The sequence below is a fragment of the Nocardia higoensis genome (assembly GCF_015477835.1).
GTDB classification, from domain to species: Bacteria; Actinomycetota; Actinomycetes; order Mycobacteriales; family Mycobacteriaceae; genus Nocardia; species Nocardia higoensis_A.
The window spans coordinates 360,513-376,044 of record NZ_JADLQN010000001.1 but is presented as its reverse complement, the minus strand read 5'-3'; the positions used below and the strand labels follow the sequence as shown (position 1 = coordinate 376,044).

The window sequence follows — 15,532 nt, the reverse complement described above, 5'->3', positions numbered from 1 at the left end:
TCAGTCCTGACCGTTGTGCGCGGCCTTGTACGCGGCCACCACGTCAGCGGACACCCGGCCCCGGCTCGACACCTCGTATCCATTGCGGCGGGCCCATTCACGGATCGCCGACGCCTGCTGTTGATCACCGCGCTCGCGCTGCTTGACGCTGCGGCTGCGGCCGGACGACTTGCCGACCTTGCGCGCGAACGGGGTCCACTGCTCGAATATCTGCCGCAGCGCCTGCGCGTTGCTCTCGGAGAGATCGATCTCGTAACCCACTCCGTCGAGCGCGAACGAAACCGTCTCCGCGGCCTGCGATTCGCCGTCGTAGTCATCGACGATCGTCACGACCACCTTGCGTGCCACTCCATGCCCTCCTCGCTCCGGGGAAAATGCGATCCTATTGTGCGGGGTACCCACATCGGCGCTCACCTCGCCCCGGTCACGATCTGCCGCATTGTGCGCGCCACGCCGCACCGGTGATTGCATCAGCCCTCCAGATTCCCCACGCTCAGCCCATGTCCACCCCATGCCCGACCTGCGGCTGGCCCGCGCCGATGCTCGTGTCGACGCACGGTTCGGTCCGTTACCTGCGCTGTGTCTGCGGACAGTGGGTGGTGGCTCACTCCGGCGGTTCCACCGCGATCCACGGCCGATCCGAGAAATCGGGTGACGACTCGGGCGAACAGGTGGAACTCATCCCACCGCCGGAGTCCTGATCGAAATGCGCCCCGGCAGCAGTATTTCACTCCGGGAGAGATTTCGCCCGGTGAGGACCGGGCGGCGGGAGGCCCGACAGCCGAGGGGACGAGTCAGGCCGCGCGATAGGTCCGGGCGACCAGCGCCGAACGCAGATACCACAGCCCGGAAGGCTGGGTGGGGTCGAAACCGGTGAGCTGTGCGATGCGCTTGAGCCGATAGTCGACGGTGTTGGTGTGCACGTGCAGCAACCGAGACGTGCGCTGGCGGTTCAGGTTGTTGGCGATATGGGTGCGCAAGGTTTCGAGCAGTTCCGGGTGGCCGTCGAGCGGCTCGAGCAGCGCGCCGAGATATTCGCGGCCGGGCCCGGGGCGGGTCAGCTGGTATTCGAGCGCGAGTTCGTCGAAACGATAGAGGCCGGGGACCGCCTGCAGGCGCTGCACCATGTCGAGCAGTTCGTGCGCCTGGTCGGCGGCATCGGGAATCCGTGGGGTCGCCGCGCGCACCATGGTGGCGGTGATGCCGGCGTGCGCGGCTTCGGCGAGCGCGCCCACAAGCTCGTCGAGACCCTCCTCGCCCATCGTGTCGGCAGGGATCAGTATGGTGCCGCCGTCGACGCTGAGCAGCGACAACGCGGTGTGGCCGCAGCGGTTGGCCAGCTCGGCCTGGGTCCGGCGCAGCTTGCGCCGGGCGACCACTTGACCGTCGAGCGTGGGATCGCTCTCGTCGTGATGGGGCGCGATCGCGACCGCGAGGACCGTATAGGACTCGGCGACGGCGATGCCGCACTCGCGCGCCATGGTCGAGTTGCTGTGACCGCCGAGCAGCGCCGAGGTGAGTGTGTGCACCGCCGTGTGGTGTTCGCTGACCACCGCGCGCAGTTCCCTGACGTAGGCGGCGGAGATCGCGGTCGTCATCTGGTCGAGGATCTCCACGATTCGCCGGGCCCCGTCGACCAGGCTCTCGTAGTCGTTGGCGGTGGCGTTGGACATCACCAGGTCCATGCCGATCTTGAAGCCCTCGTGGACAGAGTGGTGAATGGTGTCGATGGGCACCCCCTCACGCGCCCACCCCGCCGCCGCCTCCTCGAGCCTGCGCAGATGGGTGCCGACGTCACGCCCGTCGAGCATGTGGACGGCCACTTCCAGGCAGACGCGGGTGACCATGGTGACATCACCGCTGATGGCCTCGCCCGGCAGCGTGCCGCACGGCGCGACGGTGCGGACGAAATGTCCGACCATCTGCCGGGACAAGCCACCGACGTCCTGGAGCGGAAAAGACATCGGCTTGCCGGAAAGGGTCAGGCTCGACGGCGCCAGGTTCGGCTCCATCCGATCATCGACGGTCATCGACAACTCCTCGCGCACCCCGGAGATTGCTGTGTTGCGGATTCACACTAATGACAGCACCGGCGCCACGGGGCAGAACGCCGTGTTGTGTGAAAAGGGCCAATCCTGCGGATCTTCGACAGTGATCGATCACAGCACGGCGGCAGTTGGACGATCGCGTATGCGTCCGCGCGTCCGGACGATGGTTCCCGACGACACCCGGAGCTTGACTGGGAGGTGACGAAAAACCTACTCGCCGAGGAGAAATCATGCGAATCGCCGTTCTGGGAGCCACCGGCAGCGTCGGCAGCCATGTCGTGGACCAAGCCCTCGCGGGCGGTCACGAGATCACCGCGCTGGTGCGCGATCCCGACAAACTGGCCGGCCGCTCCGACATCACCGTTGTCCCGGGCGACGCCACCGTACCCGCCGATGTCGCCCGGGCTGTGACCGGAACGGATGCGGTCGTCGTCGCCCTCGGCGCGGGTCGCGAGGCCGGAATCCGCGAAGCGGGCACCCGTACCGCGATCGAGGCCATGCGCGTGGGCGGCGTGCGCAGACTGGTGTGCCTGTCCACGCTCGGCGCGGGCGAGACCAGGGCGAACCTGGACTTCGTCTGGAAGTACGTGATGTTCGGGCTGCTGCTACGCAAGGCCTACGCCGATCACCAGCGGCAAGAGGAGCTCGTCCGGACCTCGGGCCTGGACTGGACCCTGATCCGGCCCAGCGCCTACACCGACGGCCCACGCACCGGCGGCTATCGCTATGGATTCGGCTCCGAAGCAACAGGTCTCACCTTGAAGGTGTCACGTGCCGATGTCGCGGACGCGATCCTGCGCGCGCTCACCGATCGCGATCGGATCGGGCGAGCGGTCTCGGTGTCCAACTGAGTCCCGCGCCGGAGTGCGCGATGCGGTCGGGAGCCGAGGCGGACCTGGGTACGCTCGCCGGAATGGATGTTCTGGAGGCGCTGCTCGACGGGCCACGGGCCCGCGGGGCGTTCCTGCTGCGTTCGCTGCTGGAGCCGCCGTGGGCATTGCGGATCGAGGACGGCGCGCCGCTGACCGTGGTCGCGCCCATGCGCGGCGATGCCTGCCTGACGGTCGACGACGGCGAATCGGTGCGGCTGGCGACTGGGGACGTCGCGATCGTGCGTGGCCCCGGCTTCTACACCGTGGCCGACGACCCGCGCACCCCGCCGTCGGTCGTGGTCCTGCCCGGCGGGTTGTGCACCAGCGCCGACGACGGGCGCAGTCTCGTCGACGAATGGTCCCTCGGTGTGCGCACCTGGGGTGCGGAGGGCGGCCGCACCGTGCTGCTCACCGGCACCTACGAGAACGCGGGGGAAGCGAGCAGACCACTGCTCTCGGCCCTGCCCACCCTGGTGGTGCTGCGCGGCGACCAGTGGCGCTCCCCGCTGGTCGGCGTGCTCGCCGAGGAGATGCTGGTGACCGCGCCCGGCCAGCGCGCGCTGCTCGACCGACTGCTCGACGTGCTGCTCATCTCGGCGCTGCGCACCTGGTTCACCGCGCAGCGCGAGCACGCGCCGGCCTGGTATCTCGCACAACAGGATCCGGTGGTCGGCATCGCGCTCGCCCGTATCCACGGCGCGCCCGAACGGCCGTGGACGGTGGCGAGCCTGGCCGCCGAAGCCGGTGTCTCCCGGGCGAATCTGGCCCGCAGGTTCAGCGAGCTGCTCGGCGAACCGCCGATGGCCTATCTCACGCACTGGCGGCTCACGCTGGCCGCCGACCTGCTCACCGATCCCGAGGCGACGGTGAGCAGCGTCGCGCGCCGTGTCGGCTACAGCACGCCCTTCGCGTTCAGCACCGCGTTCAAGCGTGCTCGCGGACTGAGCCCGCAGCAGCATCGGCTGCGCGGCGTTTCCGCGTGAAAGACGCGGGCGCGGACATCAATCGGGCCGAAGTGCGACCGGGAGATCCTGCGGCGGTGGCGCCGAATCGCCGCGGGCTTCGGGCAGTGCGCATGTCATGCCCTCAGCCATTCCGGTCGGCCGGACGCCGAGCGCCTGGTTGAGCCTGGCCCGTTGGTTCTCCCACGCGATCGCCACGGCGAGCTCGGCGACCTGCGCCTTGCCGAGGCGGACGAGCAGTTGTTCGCGCACATCCGCCAGGCCGATCGCCGGGGTGAGGGTCATGGCCTCGGCGTAGGCGATCACCAGTTTCTCGAGCTCGTCGTAGGCCGGGCTGGTCCGATAGCGCGGCAGGTCGGCGATCTGTTGTTCGGTGACACCGCTCGAGTGGGCGAGCGCCGAACCGATGTCGAGACAGAACTCGCAGTTGACCAGCGCGGCGGTCTTCAACTCGGCGAGTTCCTTCAGATGTGGATCGACCCGGTTGCTCATCAACAGGGCCATCTCGAACGTCAGCACGCCCGCCGCCAGTTGCGGTCTGCGCGCCAGCCAGCCCACCAGATCTCCCCGATGCCGCCGCGCACGTCGCAGGGTGCGCAGGGATACACCGAACCGCTCGACCGTCCGCATCGACGACCTCCCCGTTGTCTCGGATTTCCTCACCCTACGCCGGTCGCCCGGTTCAGGTACCAGCAGCCGCGCGGGTTCGACGGGTCCGATGGCGCACGTTTCGGACATCGAGCAGCAATCTCGGCATGTCGAGCCCCTGGCCTCGTCCGGCTACGCACCGGCTCGACCGCGCCCGGTGCACCGTGCGCCAATATGTCCAGCCCCCATGACAGCGGCGAGAAACCCGAACATGCCGGACGGCTTTCGGCTAACATCCAGCGACCAGAGACCAGGGCGGATCGAGACCGCAGAGCCCGGCGCACGGCCGGCACGGAAGGACAAGCGACGATGTCGGTGCAGTTCGACGATCGAGCGAACGGTCTGAGTGAACTCTCCGCTCACCGTGGCGACCACGACGCCCAGCGCGTCCCTCTCCTCCACGACCCCCGCCTGCGCGTCCTGCTGCGTGCGACCGCCGACCTGTCCGACGAATCCCAGGGGCTGCTCATCGCGGTGGCCGACCGGCTGCGCGTGGTCGAGCGCATCGCGGCCGGGGCGACGGCGGAGCTGTACTGATCGTCCGCGTCGCGGGTGCCCCGCGGTGCCGGTCGTCCGACGACGAGAGGTCGGGGTGTGAGGCGGCGCTCCCCTGCCCGTCCTCTACCGGGTCACGCGGTCATCGTGTGCGGCGGCGCTCGGATCGTGCGCGTGCCCGTTCATGCGCCGTACGCAGGAGTTCGCGGCAGACTTCCCCGGTGCGGTCGCCCGGATTCACCACCGCCACCCAGCCTGCGGCGCCGTAGACAGGGTGGGCGAGCAGGGTGTCCTGGGCGCTCGGATCCTCGGCTCCCGATGCGACTTCCCTCGGAGAACGGCCCAGGTGAGCCTCGAAGCCCTGGCGCCCGGCATCGATATTGAGGCGGAACACGTCCGGCCGGTCCAGGCGGGACAGTTCGTCGCCGGGGTAGTCCTTCGTCACGACGGTCGCGAACGGTTGCGTCGCGGTGGGCACCTGCCCGTCGGGCGCGTAGTAGAAGAACACATCGCCCCAGGCGAGTTCCGGGGAGCCGTCGCCGGGGCCGGGACGCAGGGTCAGCACCCCGCCGAGGGATTCGGTGAACTCGGTGATCTCGTCGATGGTCATACCTTCGAGCGTTACATTGAAGTGCTTGTGCCGACTTTTTCGTGTTTTCCGGAGGTAAGACGATGCCAACCCGGCACAGCGACATTCTCCGCACCATCGATGTCGCGCGCCACAGCGGGTATTCGGTCGAACAGGTGCGCAAGCTGGAGCGCTCCGGCGTCCTGCCCGCCGCGCACCGCGCCCCGTCCGGTCATCGCGTCTACCGGCGACAGCACCTCGACTGCGCACTTGCCTACCGCGCCGTCGCCGTAGGCGCAGGCCCGGCCGCGGCGGCACGAATCCTGCGCGCCGCCCACGCCGGTTCGCTCGCCGACCTGCTCGCCCTGGTGGACGAGGCCCATACCCGGCTCGACACCGAGCGCCGCGACCTCGCCACCGCCCGCACCGCCGCCGCGGCCATCGCCGCCGAACCCATCGACGCAGTGCGCCCCACCGACGCCATGACGGTCTCCGAACTCGCAGAGGCGCTCGGCGTCCGCACGTCGACACTGCGGCACTGGGACGCCGCCGGTCTGGTGACACCCGGTCGAGCAACCCCCGGCAGCGCCCGCCGCTACTCCCCCGCCGATGTGCGCGACGCCCGCATCGTGCACCAGTTACGCCAGGCCGGCTACCGTATCGACGCCCTGCGCGCTCTGCTGCCCGACCTGCGCGGAGCCGGCCGTTGGAGCGATGTCCTCGCCGGGCTCGAGGCCCGCGGGGACAGCATCCGTCGCCGCTCGCGGGCCCTGCTCGAGGCCGGTGCTCACCTGGATGCCGTGCTCGCGACGAGAGACGCGGTCTCTCGACCGACCTCATCATCGGCTGGATCCCGGTAATCCGTCCGGGCCTGCACCGGCCGATCCGCCATCCGGTGAGCTCGACGCGCTGGGCAAGGCGGGCCACGACGTGGCCGGGACGGATCGGCGAGCACTGCCGACCGGAAGCCGCGCAGCATCGGTTCGCACAGCCGCTGCCGCGAGCTCCGGCATGCCGCTGGGGGTGTGCGTTGCCTGCACATGTCGGTGCCACTCGTGCCGGGCAGCAGTTCCGGCCGCGCTGTCTGCGACCGGACACCGATGACGGCGGGCTACCGGGCGCAGGAGAGCAGGTCGAGGGCGAATCGGCCGTACTGCGTGGCGATCTGTTCCGGGGTGTACGGCCCGCGCTCGGCGAACCACTGGGCGATCCCGGTGCACATGGTAGCGATCGCCCGGCCCGCGGCATGCGGATCATCGACGGCGAAATCCCCCGTGGCACAGCCCGACTCGATTTCCTCGTCCAGGATGTGCTGGAGCTCGCGGCGGGAGCGGGCGATGCGGGTGCGGTCGGCGGGCAGCAGGCTGCGCATTTCGCTGGCGCCGATGAAGCCGAGTTCCCTGCGGTGGGTGTGGAACAGCGCCAGCGCCTCGACGACGAGACGGACCCTCGTCACGGCATCCTCGCCCTCGGCGCGGGCGGCGCGAACCCGCCAGTGCAGTTCGTCCATCGTCAGATCGAGGATGCGTACCAGCAGATCCTGTTTGTCGCGGTAGCGGTGATAGAGGCCGGGCACGCTGGTGCCCGCGCGGTCGGCCAGCGCCCGCACGGTGGTGCCGTGATAGCCGATGTCGACGAAGGAGGCGATGGCGGCGGTGAGCACCGGATCGGCGGCCAGCGGTCCGAACGCGCGCCAGTCCGGATGCGCGGAAACGGCTCCGGCGCGTCCGGCCCACTCGGAGGAGACGCTGCGCGGCCGCGAATCGGCCCCGCTGCCGTCGAGAAGCCGCGGGGCGCTCACGCCGAGCGCGGCGGCCACGCTGTTGAGCCGTTCGACCGACAATCCGGTGCGTCCGTTCTCGATCGCGCTGAGCGTCGCGGGGCTCACCTCGATGCGTCGCGCCAGTTCTCGCAGCGAGAGACCCGCCGCGACGCGCGCGGCCCGGATCGCCTCGTTCGGCGCGGCCACCCGGGGTACCACCGCGGTGGGCGGCCCGGTGTTCGGCGACGGCTCACTCGATGACGTATCGGACATGACGTTCAGATTATCCGAACAAGGACGAATTCGACTACCTCGAAGCATAGATACAGGTAGAGATCGCTATTTGACACGGCTACCGATAGGGTGAGAGTGTTCACTCGGAGCGATCGTTCGGTCAAGTTCGACGGTCCTCCCTACGCCGAGGAGGAGTTGCGATGCCGATCGATCTGACCTATTCCGCCGACGTGCTCGACCTGATCGAGCGCACGCGCACATTCGTGCGGGAAACGGTGCTGCCGATCGAGGATGCGCACGGCGGCGACATCACCGCGGCCGGTGGTGACGAGGTCCGGGTGAGCATGCAGAAGGCGGCGCGCGACGCCGGGGTGTTCGCCCCGCACGCGCCGGTCGAGTTCGGCGGTCTCGGGCTGAACATGTCCGACCGCGCACCGGTGTTCGAGGAGGCCGGCTACTCACTGTTCGGCCCGACCGCGTTGAACATCGCCGCGCCCGACGAGGGCAATGTGCACATGCTCGCCCACATCGCCGACCCGGATCAGCGGATCCAGTACCTCGAGCCGCTCGCCCGCGGCGAACTGCGTTCCGGCTTCGCCATGACCGAGCCCGCCCCCGGCGCGGGCTCGGATCCGGCCGCGCTCACCACCCGCGCGTCCAAGGTCGAGGGCGGCTGGCGCATCAACGGCGTCAAGCACTTCATCACCGGCGCGGACGGCGCGGGCTTCTTCATCATCATGGCGCGCACCTCCGGCGAGCCAGGCGACCGCGGTGGCGCCACCATGTTCCTGGCTCCGGCCGACGCCCCCGGCCTGCGGGTCGGCCGCCACATCACCACCCTGGACCGCGCCATGATCGGCGGGCACTGCGAGGTGTACTTCGAGGACTTGTTCGTCCCCGACGAGGCGGTGCTCGGCGCGGTCGATCGCGGCTACGAGTACGCGCAGGTGCGTCTGGGCCCGGCCCGCATGACGCACGTGATGCGCTGGTTGGGCGCCGCGCGGCGCGGCCACGACATCGCGGTGGCGCGAGTGGCCGAACGCGAGGGCTTCGGCTCGCGCATCGGCGACCTCGGCATGGCGCAGAAGATGATCGCCGACAACGAGATCGACATCGCCGCCACCCGCGCGCTGCTGGTCCGGGCCTGCTGGGAACTCGATCAGGGCGAGCACGCCGGCAACGCGACCTCCATCGCCAAGACCTTCGCCGCCGAGGCCATCGGCCGCATCGTCGACAACAGCATCCAGCTGTGCGGCGGCCTGGGCGTCTCCGACGACCTGCCGCTGGCCCGACTCTCCCGCGAGGTCCGCCCGTTCCGCATCTACGACGGACCCTCCGAGGTGCACCGCTGGGCCATCGCCAAGCGGGCCGTCGGCGCCGCCCGCCGCGCCGCCCGCGGCTGATCCCGCCCGCGCCGGGTCTCGTCCCTCCGTACTTCTACACTGAGAATCCCTCGCGCCGAACGGTCGGCGCGAGGGATTCTCGCTCCTGCCACCGGCGACACTCCGTGTCGCCCGGGCGGGATGCATCGTGTGGCGCCTTGCACGTCCCGCCGCGACGAGACCGTCCGGCCCACTGGCCACTCATGTCCGTCGTTCAGCCATCCAGCCGGCGCGACAACAACTCCGCGGCGGCTTCCCGCACATCCTCGCCGATGTCGGTCCTGCCGAGCATCTGCAGGACCGCTTCCGGGATGAGCCGTTCGGCGTACTCCGGCGCGCGCGACTCGTCGGAGCGGATGTTGATGACGCTCTCCACCAACCGGAACGGCAAGACCTCGACACCGGGTGCGCTCGCGAGCCCCTCCTCCGCGATCACCTCGGCGGCGAATCGCTCGTAATGCCCACGCAGTTCGTCGCGTTGCGCGCGGAACGAGGCGAAGCGCGGGGAGCGCAACTCCGGCAGCAGATACAGCGCGCCGAGATTCCAGCGCGCCGAACACAATTGCGCCACGTCGTAACGAACGAGCGCGTAGAGCCGCACCACGGCGGGCACGGATTCCGCGCGCAACGATTCGGCCAGCGCCAGCGGACCACTGACGGTGCCGGCGAGCAGGGCCTCGAGGATGTCGTCCTTGGCGGCGAAGTGGTGGTAGAGCGAGGCCTGCCTGATGCCGACCGCGTCGGCGATGCCGCGTGTCGAGGTGCTGGCGTAACCCTGGGTGGTGAACAGCTCGGCGGCGGCGTCGAGGATCTCCGCGCGCGGGGTCCGGCCGTCGCGTCGCCGCGGCGCGAGACGCGGACGTCCTGGCCCGAGGGATGTCACCCCCCTATTCTCGCCCATCACCGATCGATCCTCGGCAGCGGCCGCTTCACGACCCCTCAGCGGTCGGCGCATCGAGCGGCGAGATACCTGTCATCTGACAGAAACACCGGAAATCCAGAAGTTACCCGCGGTAACGAAGCCGAATCAGCACCGTCACCGCAGATGTCATCGGAAGCCGAAAACTATCGAGTGACAGATATTGGCCGCGACGCCGAAGGAAGCCAGCCATGGCCACCACGCTCACCCCGTCGGAATCGACCGACAGCACCGACCTCGAACGGTTCGGCTATCAGCCGGTCCTGCATCGCAAACTCGGCCGCTACGCCTCGTTCGCGGCCGGCTTCTCGTTCGTCTCGATTCTCACCACGATCTTCCAATTCTTCGGCTTCGGTTACGGATTCGGCGGCGCGGCCTTCTTCTGGACCTGGCCGATCGTGTTCGCCGGGCAGTTCCTCGTCGCGCTCAACTTCGCCGAACTCGCCGCGCGCTACCCCATCTCGGGATGTATCTACCAGTGGTCGCGGCGGCTGGCCGGGGAGACGATCGGCTGGTTCGCCGGCTGGATGATGATCATCGCCCAGGTCGTCACCGCGGCGGCCGCGGCGATCGCGCTGCAGGTCGTGCTGCCCGCCATCTGGAGCGGATTCCAGATCATCGGCGAGGACACCGCTCTCACTTCGCCGTCCGGCGCGATGAACGCGGTGCTGCTCGGCAGCGTCCTGCTGACCCTCACCACCGCGGTCAATGTCGTCGGTATCGACTGGATGTCGCGGCTGAACTCCATCGGCGTCACCATCGAGATCGTCGGCGTGCTCGCCATCATCGGCGTGCTCTTCGCCGACATCGACCGGGGTCCGAGTGTCGTACTGGACACTTCCACCGCCGCCCCCGGCCCGTTCTGGGCGGCCTTCCTCGTCTCGGGTCTGATGGCGGCCTACGTGATGGTCGGCTTCGACTCCGCGGGCGAACTCTCCGAGGAGACGAAGAATCCGCGTCGCGTCGCGCCACGCACCATCCTCACCGCCCTGACCGTCTCCGCGCTCGGCGGCGGACTGATGATGCTGGGCGCGCTGATGGCCGCGCCGAGCCTGACCGACGGCAGGCTCGCCTCCGAGGGGCTCGCCTACGTCATCTCGGCCAAGCTGAACAGCCCGGCGGGCACACTGCTGCTCGGCTGCGTCGCCGTCGCGGTGACCGTGTGCACCCTGGCCATCCAGACCGCGGGCTCCCGACTGATGTTCTCGATGGCCCGTGACGGCAAACTGCCCTTCGCCGAGCACCTCTCGACGGTGCATGCCCGATTCGGCACCCCCGTGGTGCCCGCCGTGGTGATCGGCGTCCTCGGCATCGCGCTGCTGGTGATCAATCTCGGCAACGCGGCGATCTTCTCGACGCTGGCCAGCGTCTGCATCGTCACCCTCTACGTCGCCTACCTGCTGGTGACCGTGCCACTACTGGTGCGCCGCTTCCGCGGCTGGCCCGCCGGTGAAGAGGTACCCGCCGGGCTGTTCCGGCTGGGCCGGGTAGGCATTCCGGTCAACCTGCTCGCCGTGGCCTGGGGCGTGGCGATGGTGGTGAACCTGGCCTGGCCACGAGCGGAGGTCTACATCCCGGACGGCGGCGGCTGGTGGATGCTGTGGGCCGCACCGCTGTTCCTGGTCGCGACCGTCGGCGTGGGCGTCGTCGTCCAGCGACTCACCGCGCCCGCCTCCGCTCCCGAAGCCGTTCCCGGCCTCGCGGCGGCCTGATTCCCGCTTCCCGCAATCGCTCTCGGAGAGGAAGACCGATGACCAGTACCGCATCCACCTCGGCCGCGCGTGCGCACGCGCGCTCACTGGAGGCCGCCGGGACCATCACCGGGCCGGCGCTCCCGGTCGGCGTCGATCCGGCGGAGATCACCTTCGCGCGCCGTATCCCGGCGGGCGGTTACGCGAATGTCGTGCTCGGACGCGGCACCCGGGTGCGGTTCGGCGATCCCGATGGTGCGGCCTGCGCCCACGTGCTGTTGCTGCGCGCCGACGCCCCGTGGGAACGCCTCAATGTCGCCGACACCGTGAAGGTGCCGTGGCAGGCCTACCTGGGCACGGGCCATCCGCTGTTGTCGGACCAAGGCCGGGTGCTGGCCACCGTGATCGCCGACGACTCCGCCCACCACGACGCGTTGTGCGGGCCGAGTCCCCGCGCCAGGCAGGCGATGCGGCTGGCGGCCGCCAAGCACGGGCTCGAACCCCGCGACCTCGCGCCGAGTCTGTCGTTCTTCCGCGGGGTGCGGGTGGCGGCCGACGGCGGGCTCGTCGCCACCGGAGGCGCGGGGGCGGGCGCGACGATCGACCTGCTCGTGCACCTGCCGGTCGTCCTGCTGGTCGTCGATGCCGAGCACCCGCTCGACGGCACCGCGGTCACCGATCTGGACCTGGTCGCCTGGCGCCCTTCCGGCGAGCCCGACGCCACCCCCGGCGTCGCAGCGCACGACCTCGACCCGGAATACCGCCGCGCCGTGCACAACACCGAAGAGGCGTGGCGCGCGAGTCGCCCGGCCGCGCCGACCACCTCCGGCGCGGCCCGCACCGTCGCCTCCCGTACGAAGGAGATCCACGGATGAGCATCGTGACCCGCACCGTGGTCCTCGACGAGATCGTGCCCGCCTGCGCGCCGTGGTCGGCCGTCGTCCGGGCCGGTGATCAGCTCCAGATCATCGACCTGCACGGGAATCAGGCGGTGGACTGCCTGCTCTACTCCGCCGCCGACCACACCGACCGCTACAGCGCCCAAGCCACCATCGCCGCCCAGCGCAACATCTTCCTCACCACCGGCAGCGTGCTGCTCACCGACAACGGCACCGCGCTGATGACCGTCGTCGACGACGAGGTCGGCAACCACGACACCATCGCGGGCGCCTGCTCGCAGGAGTCGAACACGCTGCGCTACGGCCATCACACGCGCCACCAGCACGCCTGCGTGGAGAACTTCCTGACCGCCGCGCTGGAATGGGGTCTGGGCAAGCGGGATCTGGTGTCCAACATCAACTGGTTCATGAACGTGCCGGTGGAGGCCGACGGCACCCTCGGCATCGTCGACGGATTGTCCGCGCCGGGCAAGAAGGTCACGCTGCGCGCCGAGATCGACACCCTGGTCCTGGTCTCCAACTGCCCGCAGATCAACAACCCGTGCAACGGCTTCGATCCGACACCGGTGCGCATGGTCGTCACGCGCTAGACCGCTCCCAGCCGTACCCGAACGGAGGTCCCGATGAACCCGGGCATCACACCGACCGCACTCGCCGTGCCCACGCCCCTCGCCCCAGCCACGCCTGCCCGCGTCCGGACTGCCACGTCTCGTGGCGTGGTGGTCACCGATGTCGCGCCGTCCGCCGCCACCGGATCGCTCGGCGCCGATGCGCACGCGGTGCCTGCGGCGCAGGCCGAACCATCCACCGACACACCGCCGACCGCCGACCGCTCGTCGGCGACCATCGGGTCGGTCGCTACTGCCCCGGCCCTGGCTTCGGCTTCGGCTTCGGCTTCGGCTTCGGCTTCGGCTTCGGCTTCGGCTTCGGCTTCGGCTTCGAGTGGATCTGCCATGGACACGGCGGCGCGCACCGGCCCGCCCACTCGAGCTCCAGGCGCGACCTCACTCCCCGCCTGCGACCCGGCGGACCGGTCCCCCGTGGCGAGGCAGGCCGTCGGTGCTCCGAGCAGCTGCGAGGTACTGCGGGCGGGCATGCTCACCACCGTCCAGGACTGGCCGGGCCGGACCGGGTACTGGCATGTCGGCGTGCCGCCGTCGGGGCCGATGGACGATCTGTCTTTCCGGCTGGGCAATCGCGCGCTCGGCAACGCGGAGGGCGCGCCTGGTCTCGAGTGCACGTTGGCCGGTCCCGCGCTCCGGTTCACGGTCCCGACGCGGGTGTGTGTGACAGGGGCGCCCACCGACGTGCGGCTGGACGGTGTGCCGGTGCCGCAGTGGCGCCCGGTGCCGGTGCCCGCGGGCGGTGTGCTCGATGTCGGCGCGGTCCGCGGGCCGGGCATGCGCTGCTACATCCTGATCGCCGGCGGCCTCGAGGTCGACGAATATCTCGGCAGTGCCTCGACATTCACCCTCGGTGGGTTCGGCGGTGGCACCGGCGCGGCGCTGCGCGCCGACGACGTATTGCCGCTCCCCGCGGATCACGGCAGAGCCGCCACCGCCGTACCCGCCGACCACCGGCCCGCGTTCTCGCGGCGCTGGGAACTGGCCGTCACCGAGGGCCCGCACGGCGCGCCGGAGTTCTTCACCCGCGCAGACATCGAGACCATCCTCGGTACCGACTACGAGGTGCACTTCAATTCCGACCGCACCGGCGTGCGCCTGGTGGGCCCCAAGCCGTGCTGGGCCCGCGAAGACGGCGGCGAAGCGGGCCTGCACCCGTCGAACATTCACGACACCGCGTATTCGGTGGGTGCGTTGGACTTCACCGGTGACACCCCGATCCTGCTCGGCCCCGACGGCCCGAGTCTCGGCGGTTTCGTCTGCCCGGTGACCGTGGTGGCCGCCGAACGCTGGAAGCTCGGCCAACTCACCCCGGGCGACCTGGTGCGTTTCGTGCCGGTCCGGGCCGAGCACGCCGCGTCTCCCCGCGATCTCGGCGCCGCCCGTCGCGCGAACTGGCCGATCGTGCTCTCCCCCGGCGGCGACGGCGACGACGGTGTGCTCGCCCGCGGCGACGCCGACGAACACACCCGCATCACCTACCGCCGGGCGGGCGACGACGGCGTCCTCGTCGAATACGGCGACATGACCCTGGATCTCGGTCTGCGCGCCCGCGTGCACGCCCTGCACCAGCACCTGCTCGAGCGCGCGGAACCCGGCATCACCGAACTCACCCCCGGCGTGCGGTCGTTGCAGGTGCGCGTCGATACGGACCGGCTGGCCACCTCGACAGTGCTCGGCATGCTCGCCGAAGCCGAGGACGCCCTGCCGCCCGCCGAGGAGCTGGTGGTGCCCAGCCGGACCGTGCACCTGCCGCTGTCCTGGGACGACCCGGCCACCAGGGAAGCCATCATCCGGTACATGCACGGCGTGCGGCCGGACGCGCCGTGGTGCCCGTGGAACATCGAATTCATTCGCCGAATGAACGGATTGGCCTCGGTGGACGAGGTGTTCGACACCGTCTTCGCCGCCGAATACCTGGTGCTCGGACTCGGGGACGTCTACCTGGGCGCACCGGTCGCTACCCCGACCGATCCCCGGCACCGCCTGGTCACCACCAAGTACAACCCGGCCCGCACCTGGACCCCGGAGAACGCGGTCGGCATCGGCGGCGCGTACCTGTGCGTGTACGGCATGGAAGGGCCCGGCGGATATCAGTTCGTCGGCCGCACCACCCAGGTCTGGAATCATCGCGCCCCCGGCGACGAGAGTCCCTGGTTGCTGCGCTGGTTCGACCGGATCCGCTGGCACCCCGTCTCGCCGGAGGAATTGCTCGATCTACGCGCCGACACCGCCGCCGGTCGCGGCGACCTGCGCGCCGAGGACGGTGAATTCCGGCTCGCCGACTACCGGGCCTTTCTCGCCGCGAACGCGGACTCGATCGCCGAGTTCCGCACCGCGCAGGCGGCCGCGTTCGCCGCCGAACGCCAGTCCTGGCGCACGTCCGGCGAGTTGGCGGGACAAGTCTAGACCGCTCGCTCCCCGCCGAC

17 protein-coding genes are annotated in these 15,532 nt (G+C 70.0%); 10 read left to right on the top strand and 7 right to left on the bottom strand.

The features are described 5' to 3' along the window. Nucleotides 1–348 (bottom strand): histone-like nucleoid-structuring protein Lsr2, encoded by a 348-nt coding sequence (locus tag IU449_RS01605; RefSeq protein ID WP_195000193.1) that lies wholly within the window; start codon nucleotides 346–348, stop codon nucleotides 1–3. A gap of 152 nt (nucleotides 349–500) precedes the next feature. Here IU449_RS01605 and IU449_RS01600 point away from each other — a divergent pair, with 152 nt between their 5' ends. Further along, a complete protein-coding gene (locus IU449_RS01600; protein ID WP_195002575.1) occupies nucleotides 501–701 on the top strand; it encodes a hypothetical protein in 201 nt (66 codons plus the stop codon). A 93-nt stretch (nucleotides 702–794) separates the two neighbouring features. Here IU449_RS01600 and IU449_RS01595 read toward each other — a convergent pair whose 3' ends face one another. After that, nucleotides 795–2,030 (bottom strand): PucR family transcriptional regulator, encoded by a 1,236-nt coding sequence (locus IU449_RS01595; protein WP_195000192.1) that lies wholly within the window; start codon nucleotides 2,028–2,030, stop codon nucleotides 795–797. A gap of 248 nt (nucleotides 2,031–2,278) precedes the next feature. On the opposite strand from IU449_RS01595, the gene IU449_RS01590 reads away from it, so the two are divergent. Further along, a complete protein-coding gene (locus IU449_RS01590; RefSeq protein ID WP_195000191.1) occupies nucleotides 2,279–2,899 on the top strand; it encodes an NAD(P)-dependent oxidoreductase in 621 nt (206 codons plus the stop codon). A gap of 62 nt (nucleotides 2,900–2,961) precedes the next feature. Continuing rightward, nucleotides 2,962–3,903 (top strand): AraC family transcriptional regulator, encoded by a 942-nt coding sequence (locus tag IU449_RS01585; protein WP_195000190.1) that lies wholly within the window; start codon nucleotides 2,962–2,964, stop codon nucleotides 3,901–3,903. An 18-nt stretch (nucleotides 3,904–3,921) separates the two neighbouring features. Here the strand turns inward: IU449_RS01585 and IU449_RS01580 are convergent, their stop codons facing one another. Continuing rightward, the gene (locus IU449_RS01580; RefSeq protein WP_195000189.1) at nucleotides 3,922–4,512 is read right to left on the bottom strand and encodes a carboxymuconolactone decarboxylase family protein; all 591 of its coding nucleotides are present in this window, start codon (nucleotides 4,510–4,512) and stop codon (nucleotides 3,922–3,924) included. Between the two features lie 327 nt (nucleotides 4,513–4,839). Here IU449_RS01580 and IU449_RS01575 point away from each other — a divergent pair, with 327 nt between their 5' ends. After that, nucleotides 4,840–5,067, top strand: coding sequence for a hypothetical protein (locus IU449_RS01575; RefSeq protein ID WP_195000188.1), 228 nt, complete (start codon nucleotides 4,840–4,842; stop codon nucleotides 5,065–5,067). A 100-nt stretch (nucleotides 5,068–5,167) separates the two neighbouring features. Here the strand turns inward: IU449_RS01575 and IU449_RS01570 are convergent, their stop codons facing one another. Next, a complete protein-coding gene (locus IU449_RS01570) occupies nucleotides 5,168–5,635 on the bottom strand; it encodes a DUF6194 family protein (RefSeq protein ID WP_195000187.1) in 468 nt (155 codons plus the stop codon). A gap of 62 nt (nucleotides 5,636–5,697) precedes the next feature. Between IU449_RS01570 and IU449_RS01565 the strand changes: the two genes are divergently transcribed. Next, nucleotides 5,698–6,453, top strand: coding sequence for a MerR family transcriptional regulator (locus IU449_RS01565; RefSeq protein ID WP_195000186.1), 756 nt, complete (start codon nucleotides 5,698–5,700; stop codon nucleotides 6,451–6,453). Between the two features lie 251 nt (nucleotides 6,454–6,704). On the opposite strand, the gene IU449_RS01560 is transcribed toward IU449_RS01565, so the two are convergent. Next, on the bottom strand, nucleotides 6,705–7,628 hold the full coding sequence (locus IU449_RS01560; protein WP_195000185.1) for a helix-turn-helix domain-containing protein: 924 nt from the start codon (nucleotides 7,626–7,628) through the stop codon (nucleotides 6,705–6,707). A 161-nt stretch (nucleotides 7,629–7,789) separates the two neighbouring features. Between IU449_RS01560 and IU449_RS01555 the strand changes: the two genes are divergently transcribed. Continuing rightward, complete coding sequence (locus IU449_RS01555; protein ID WP_195000184.1) at nucleotides 7,790–8,992, top strand: acyl-CoA dehydrogenase family protein; 1,203 nt, start codon at nucleotides 7,790–7,792, stop codon at nucleotides 8,990–8,992. Between the two features lie 193 nt (nucleotides 8,993–9,185). On the opposite strand, the gene IU449_RS01550 is transcribed toward IU449_RS01555, so the two are convergent. Next, on the bottom strand, nucleotides 9,186–9,854 hold the full coding sequence (locus IU449_RS01550) for a helix-turn-helix domain-containing protein (RefSeq protein WP_324188038.1): 669 nt from the start codon (nucleotides 9,852–9,854) through the stop codon (nucleotides 9,186–9,188). A 227-nt stretch (nucleotides 9,855–10,081) separates the two neighbouring features. Between IU449_RS01550 and IU449_RS01545 the strand changes: the two genes are divergently transcribed. Genes IU449_RS01545 through IU449_RS01535 form a run of 3 tightly spaced genes read left to right on the top strand, consistent with a single transcriptional unit; the run spans nucleotide 10,082 to nucleotide 13,070 of the window. Beyond that, a complete protein-coding gene (locus tag IU449_RS01545) occupies nucleotides 10,082–11,602 on the top strand; it encodes an amino acid permease (protein ID WP_195000182.1) in 1,521 nt (506 codons plus the stop codon). A gap of 38 nt (nucleotides 11,603–11,640) precedes the next feature. Beyond that, nucleotides 11,641–12,456: a DUF1989 domain-containing protein gene (locus tag IU449_RS01540; protein WP_195000181.1), complete on the top strand. Its 816-nt coding sequence runs from the start codon at nucleotides 11,641–11,643 to the stop codon at nucleotides 12,454–12,456. After that, complete coding sequence (locus IU449_RS01535; protein WP_195000180.1) at nucleotides 12,453–13,070, top strand: urea amidolyase associated protein UAAP2; 618 nt, start codon at nucleotides 12,453–12,455, stop codon at nucleotides 13,068–13,070. Before IU449_RS01540 ends, IU449_RS01535 begins: the two co-directional genes overlap by 4 nt. Here IU449_RS01535 and IU449_RS01530 read toward each other — a convergent pair. After that, on the bottom strand, nucleotides 13,067–13,435 hold the full coding sequence (locus tag IU449_RS01530; protein ID WP_195000179.1) for a hypothetical protein: 369 nt from the start codon (nucleotides 13,433–13,435) through the stop codon (nucleotides 13,067–13,069). The genes IU449_RS01535 and IU449_RS01530 overlap by 4 nt on opposite strands. Here IU449_RS01530 and IU449_RS01525 point away from each other — a divergent pair. Beyond that, nucleotides 13,434–15,512 carry a 5-oxoprolinase/urea amidolyase family protein gene (locus IU449_RS01525; RefSeq protein ID WP_195000178.1) on the top strand — a complete coding sequence of 693 codons (2,079 nt, stop codon included), beginning with the start codon at nucleotides 13,434–13,436 and terminating at the stop codon, nucleotides 15,510–15,512. The genes IU449_RS01530 and IU449_RS01525 overlap by 2 nt on opposite strands. Nucleotides 15,513–15,532 lie beyond the last annotated feature (20 nt).

What these genes read in the sequence shown, in the direction of transcription:
- IU449_RS01600 (WP_195002575.1), top strand. Translation starts at nt 501, where the DNA reads ATGTCCACCCCATGCCCGACCTGCGGCTGGCCCGCGCCGATGCTCGTG.
- IU449_RS01595 (WP_195000192.1), bottom strand. Translation starts at nt 2,030, where the DNA reads ATGACCGTCGATGATCGGATGGAGCCGAACCTGGCGCCGTCGAGCCTG.
- IU449_RS01590 (WP_195000191.1), top strand. Translation starts at nt 2,279, where the DNA reads ATGCGAATCGCCGTTCTGGGAGCCACCGGCAGCGTCGGCAGCCATGTC.
- IU449_RS01585 (WP_195000190.1), top strand. Translation starts at nt 2,962, where the DNA reads ATGGATGTTCTGGAGGCGCTGCTCGACGGGCCACGGGCCCGCGGGGCG.
- IU449_RS01580 (WP_195000189.1), bottom strand. Translation starts at nt 4,512, where the DNA reads ATGCGGACGGTCGAGCGGTTCGGTGTATCCCTGCGCACCCTGCGACGT.
- IU449_RS01575 (WP_195000188.1), top strand. Translation starts at nt 4,840, where the DNA reads ATGTCGGTGCAGTTCGACGATCGAGCGAACGGTCTGAGTGAACTCTCC.
- IU449_RS01570 (WP_195000187.1), bottom strand. Translation starts at nt 5,635, where the DNA reads ATGACCATCGACGAGATCACCGAGTTCACCGAATCCCTCGGCGGGGTG.
- IU449_RS01565 (WP_195000186.1), top strand. Translation starts at nt 5,698, where the DNA reads ATGCCAACCCGGCACAGCGACATTCTCCGCACCATCGATGTCGCGCGC.
- IU449_RS01560 (WP_195000185.1), bottom strand. Translation starts at nt 7,628, where the DNA reads ATGTCCGATACGTCATCGAGTGAGCCGTCGCCGAACACCGGGCCGCCC.
- IU449_RS01555 (WP_195000184.1), top strand. Translation starts at nt 7,790, where the DNA reads ATGCCGATCGATCTGACCTATTCCGCCGACGTGCTCGACCTGATCGAG.
- IU449_RS01545 (WP_195000182.1), top strand. Translation starts at nt 10,082, where the DNA reads ATGGCCACCACGCTCACCCCGTCGGAATCGACCGACAGCACCGACCTC.
- IU449_RS01540 (WP_195000181.1), top strand. Translation starts at nt 11,641, where the DNA reads ATGACCAGTACCGCATCCACCTCGGCCGCGCGTGCGCACGCGCGCTCA.
- IU449_RS01535 (WP_195000180.1), top strand. Translation starts at nt 12,453, where the DNA reads ATGAGCATCGTGACCCGCACCGTGGTCCTCGACGAGATCGTGCCCGCC.
- IU449_RS01525 (WP_195000178.1), top strand. Translation starts at nt 13,434, where the DNA reads ATGGACACGGCGGCGCGCACCGGCCCGCCCACTCGAGCTCCAGGCGCG.
- IU449_RS01530 (WP_195000179.1), bottom strand. Translation starts at nt 13,435, where the DNA reads ATGGCAGATCCACTCGAAGCCGAAGCCGAAGCCGAAGCCGAAGCCGAA.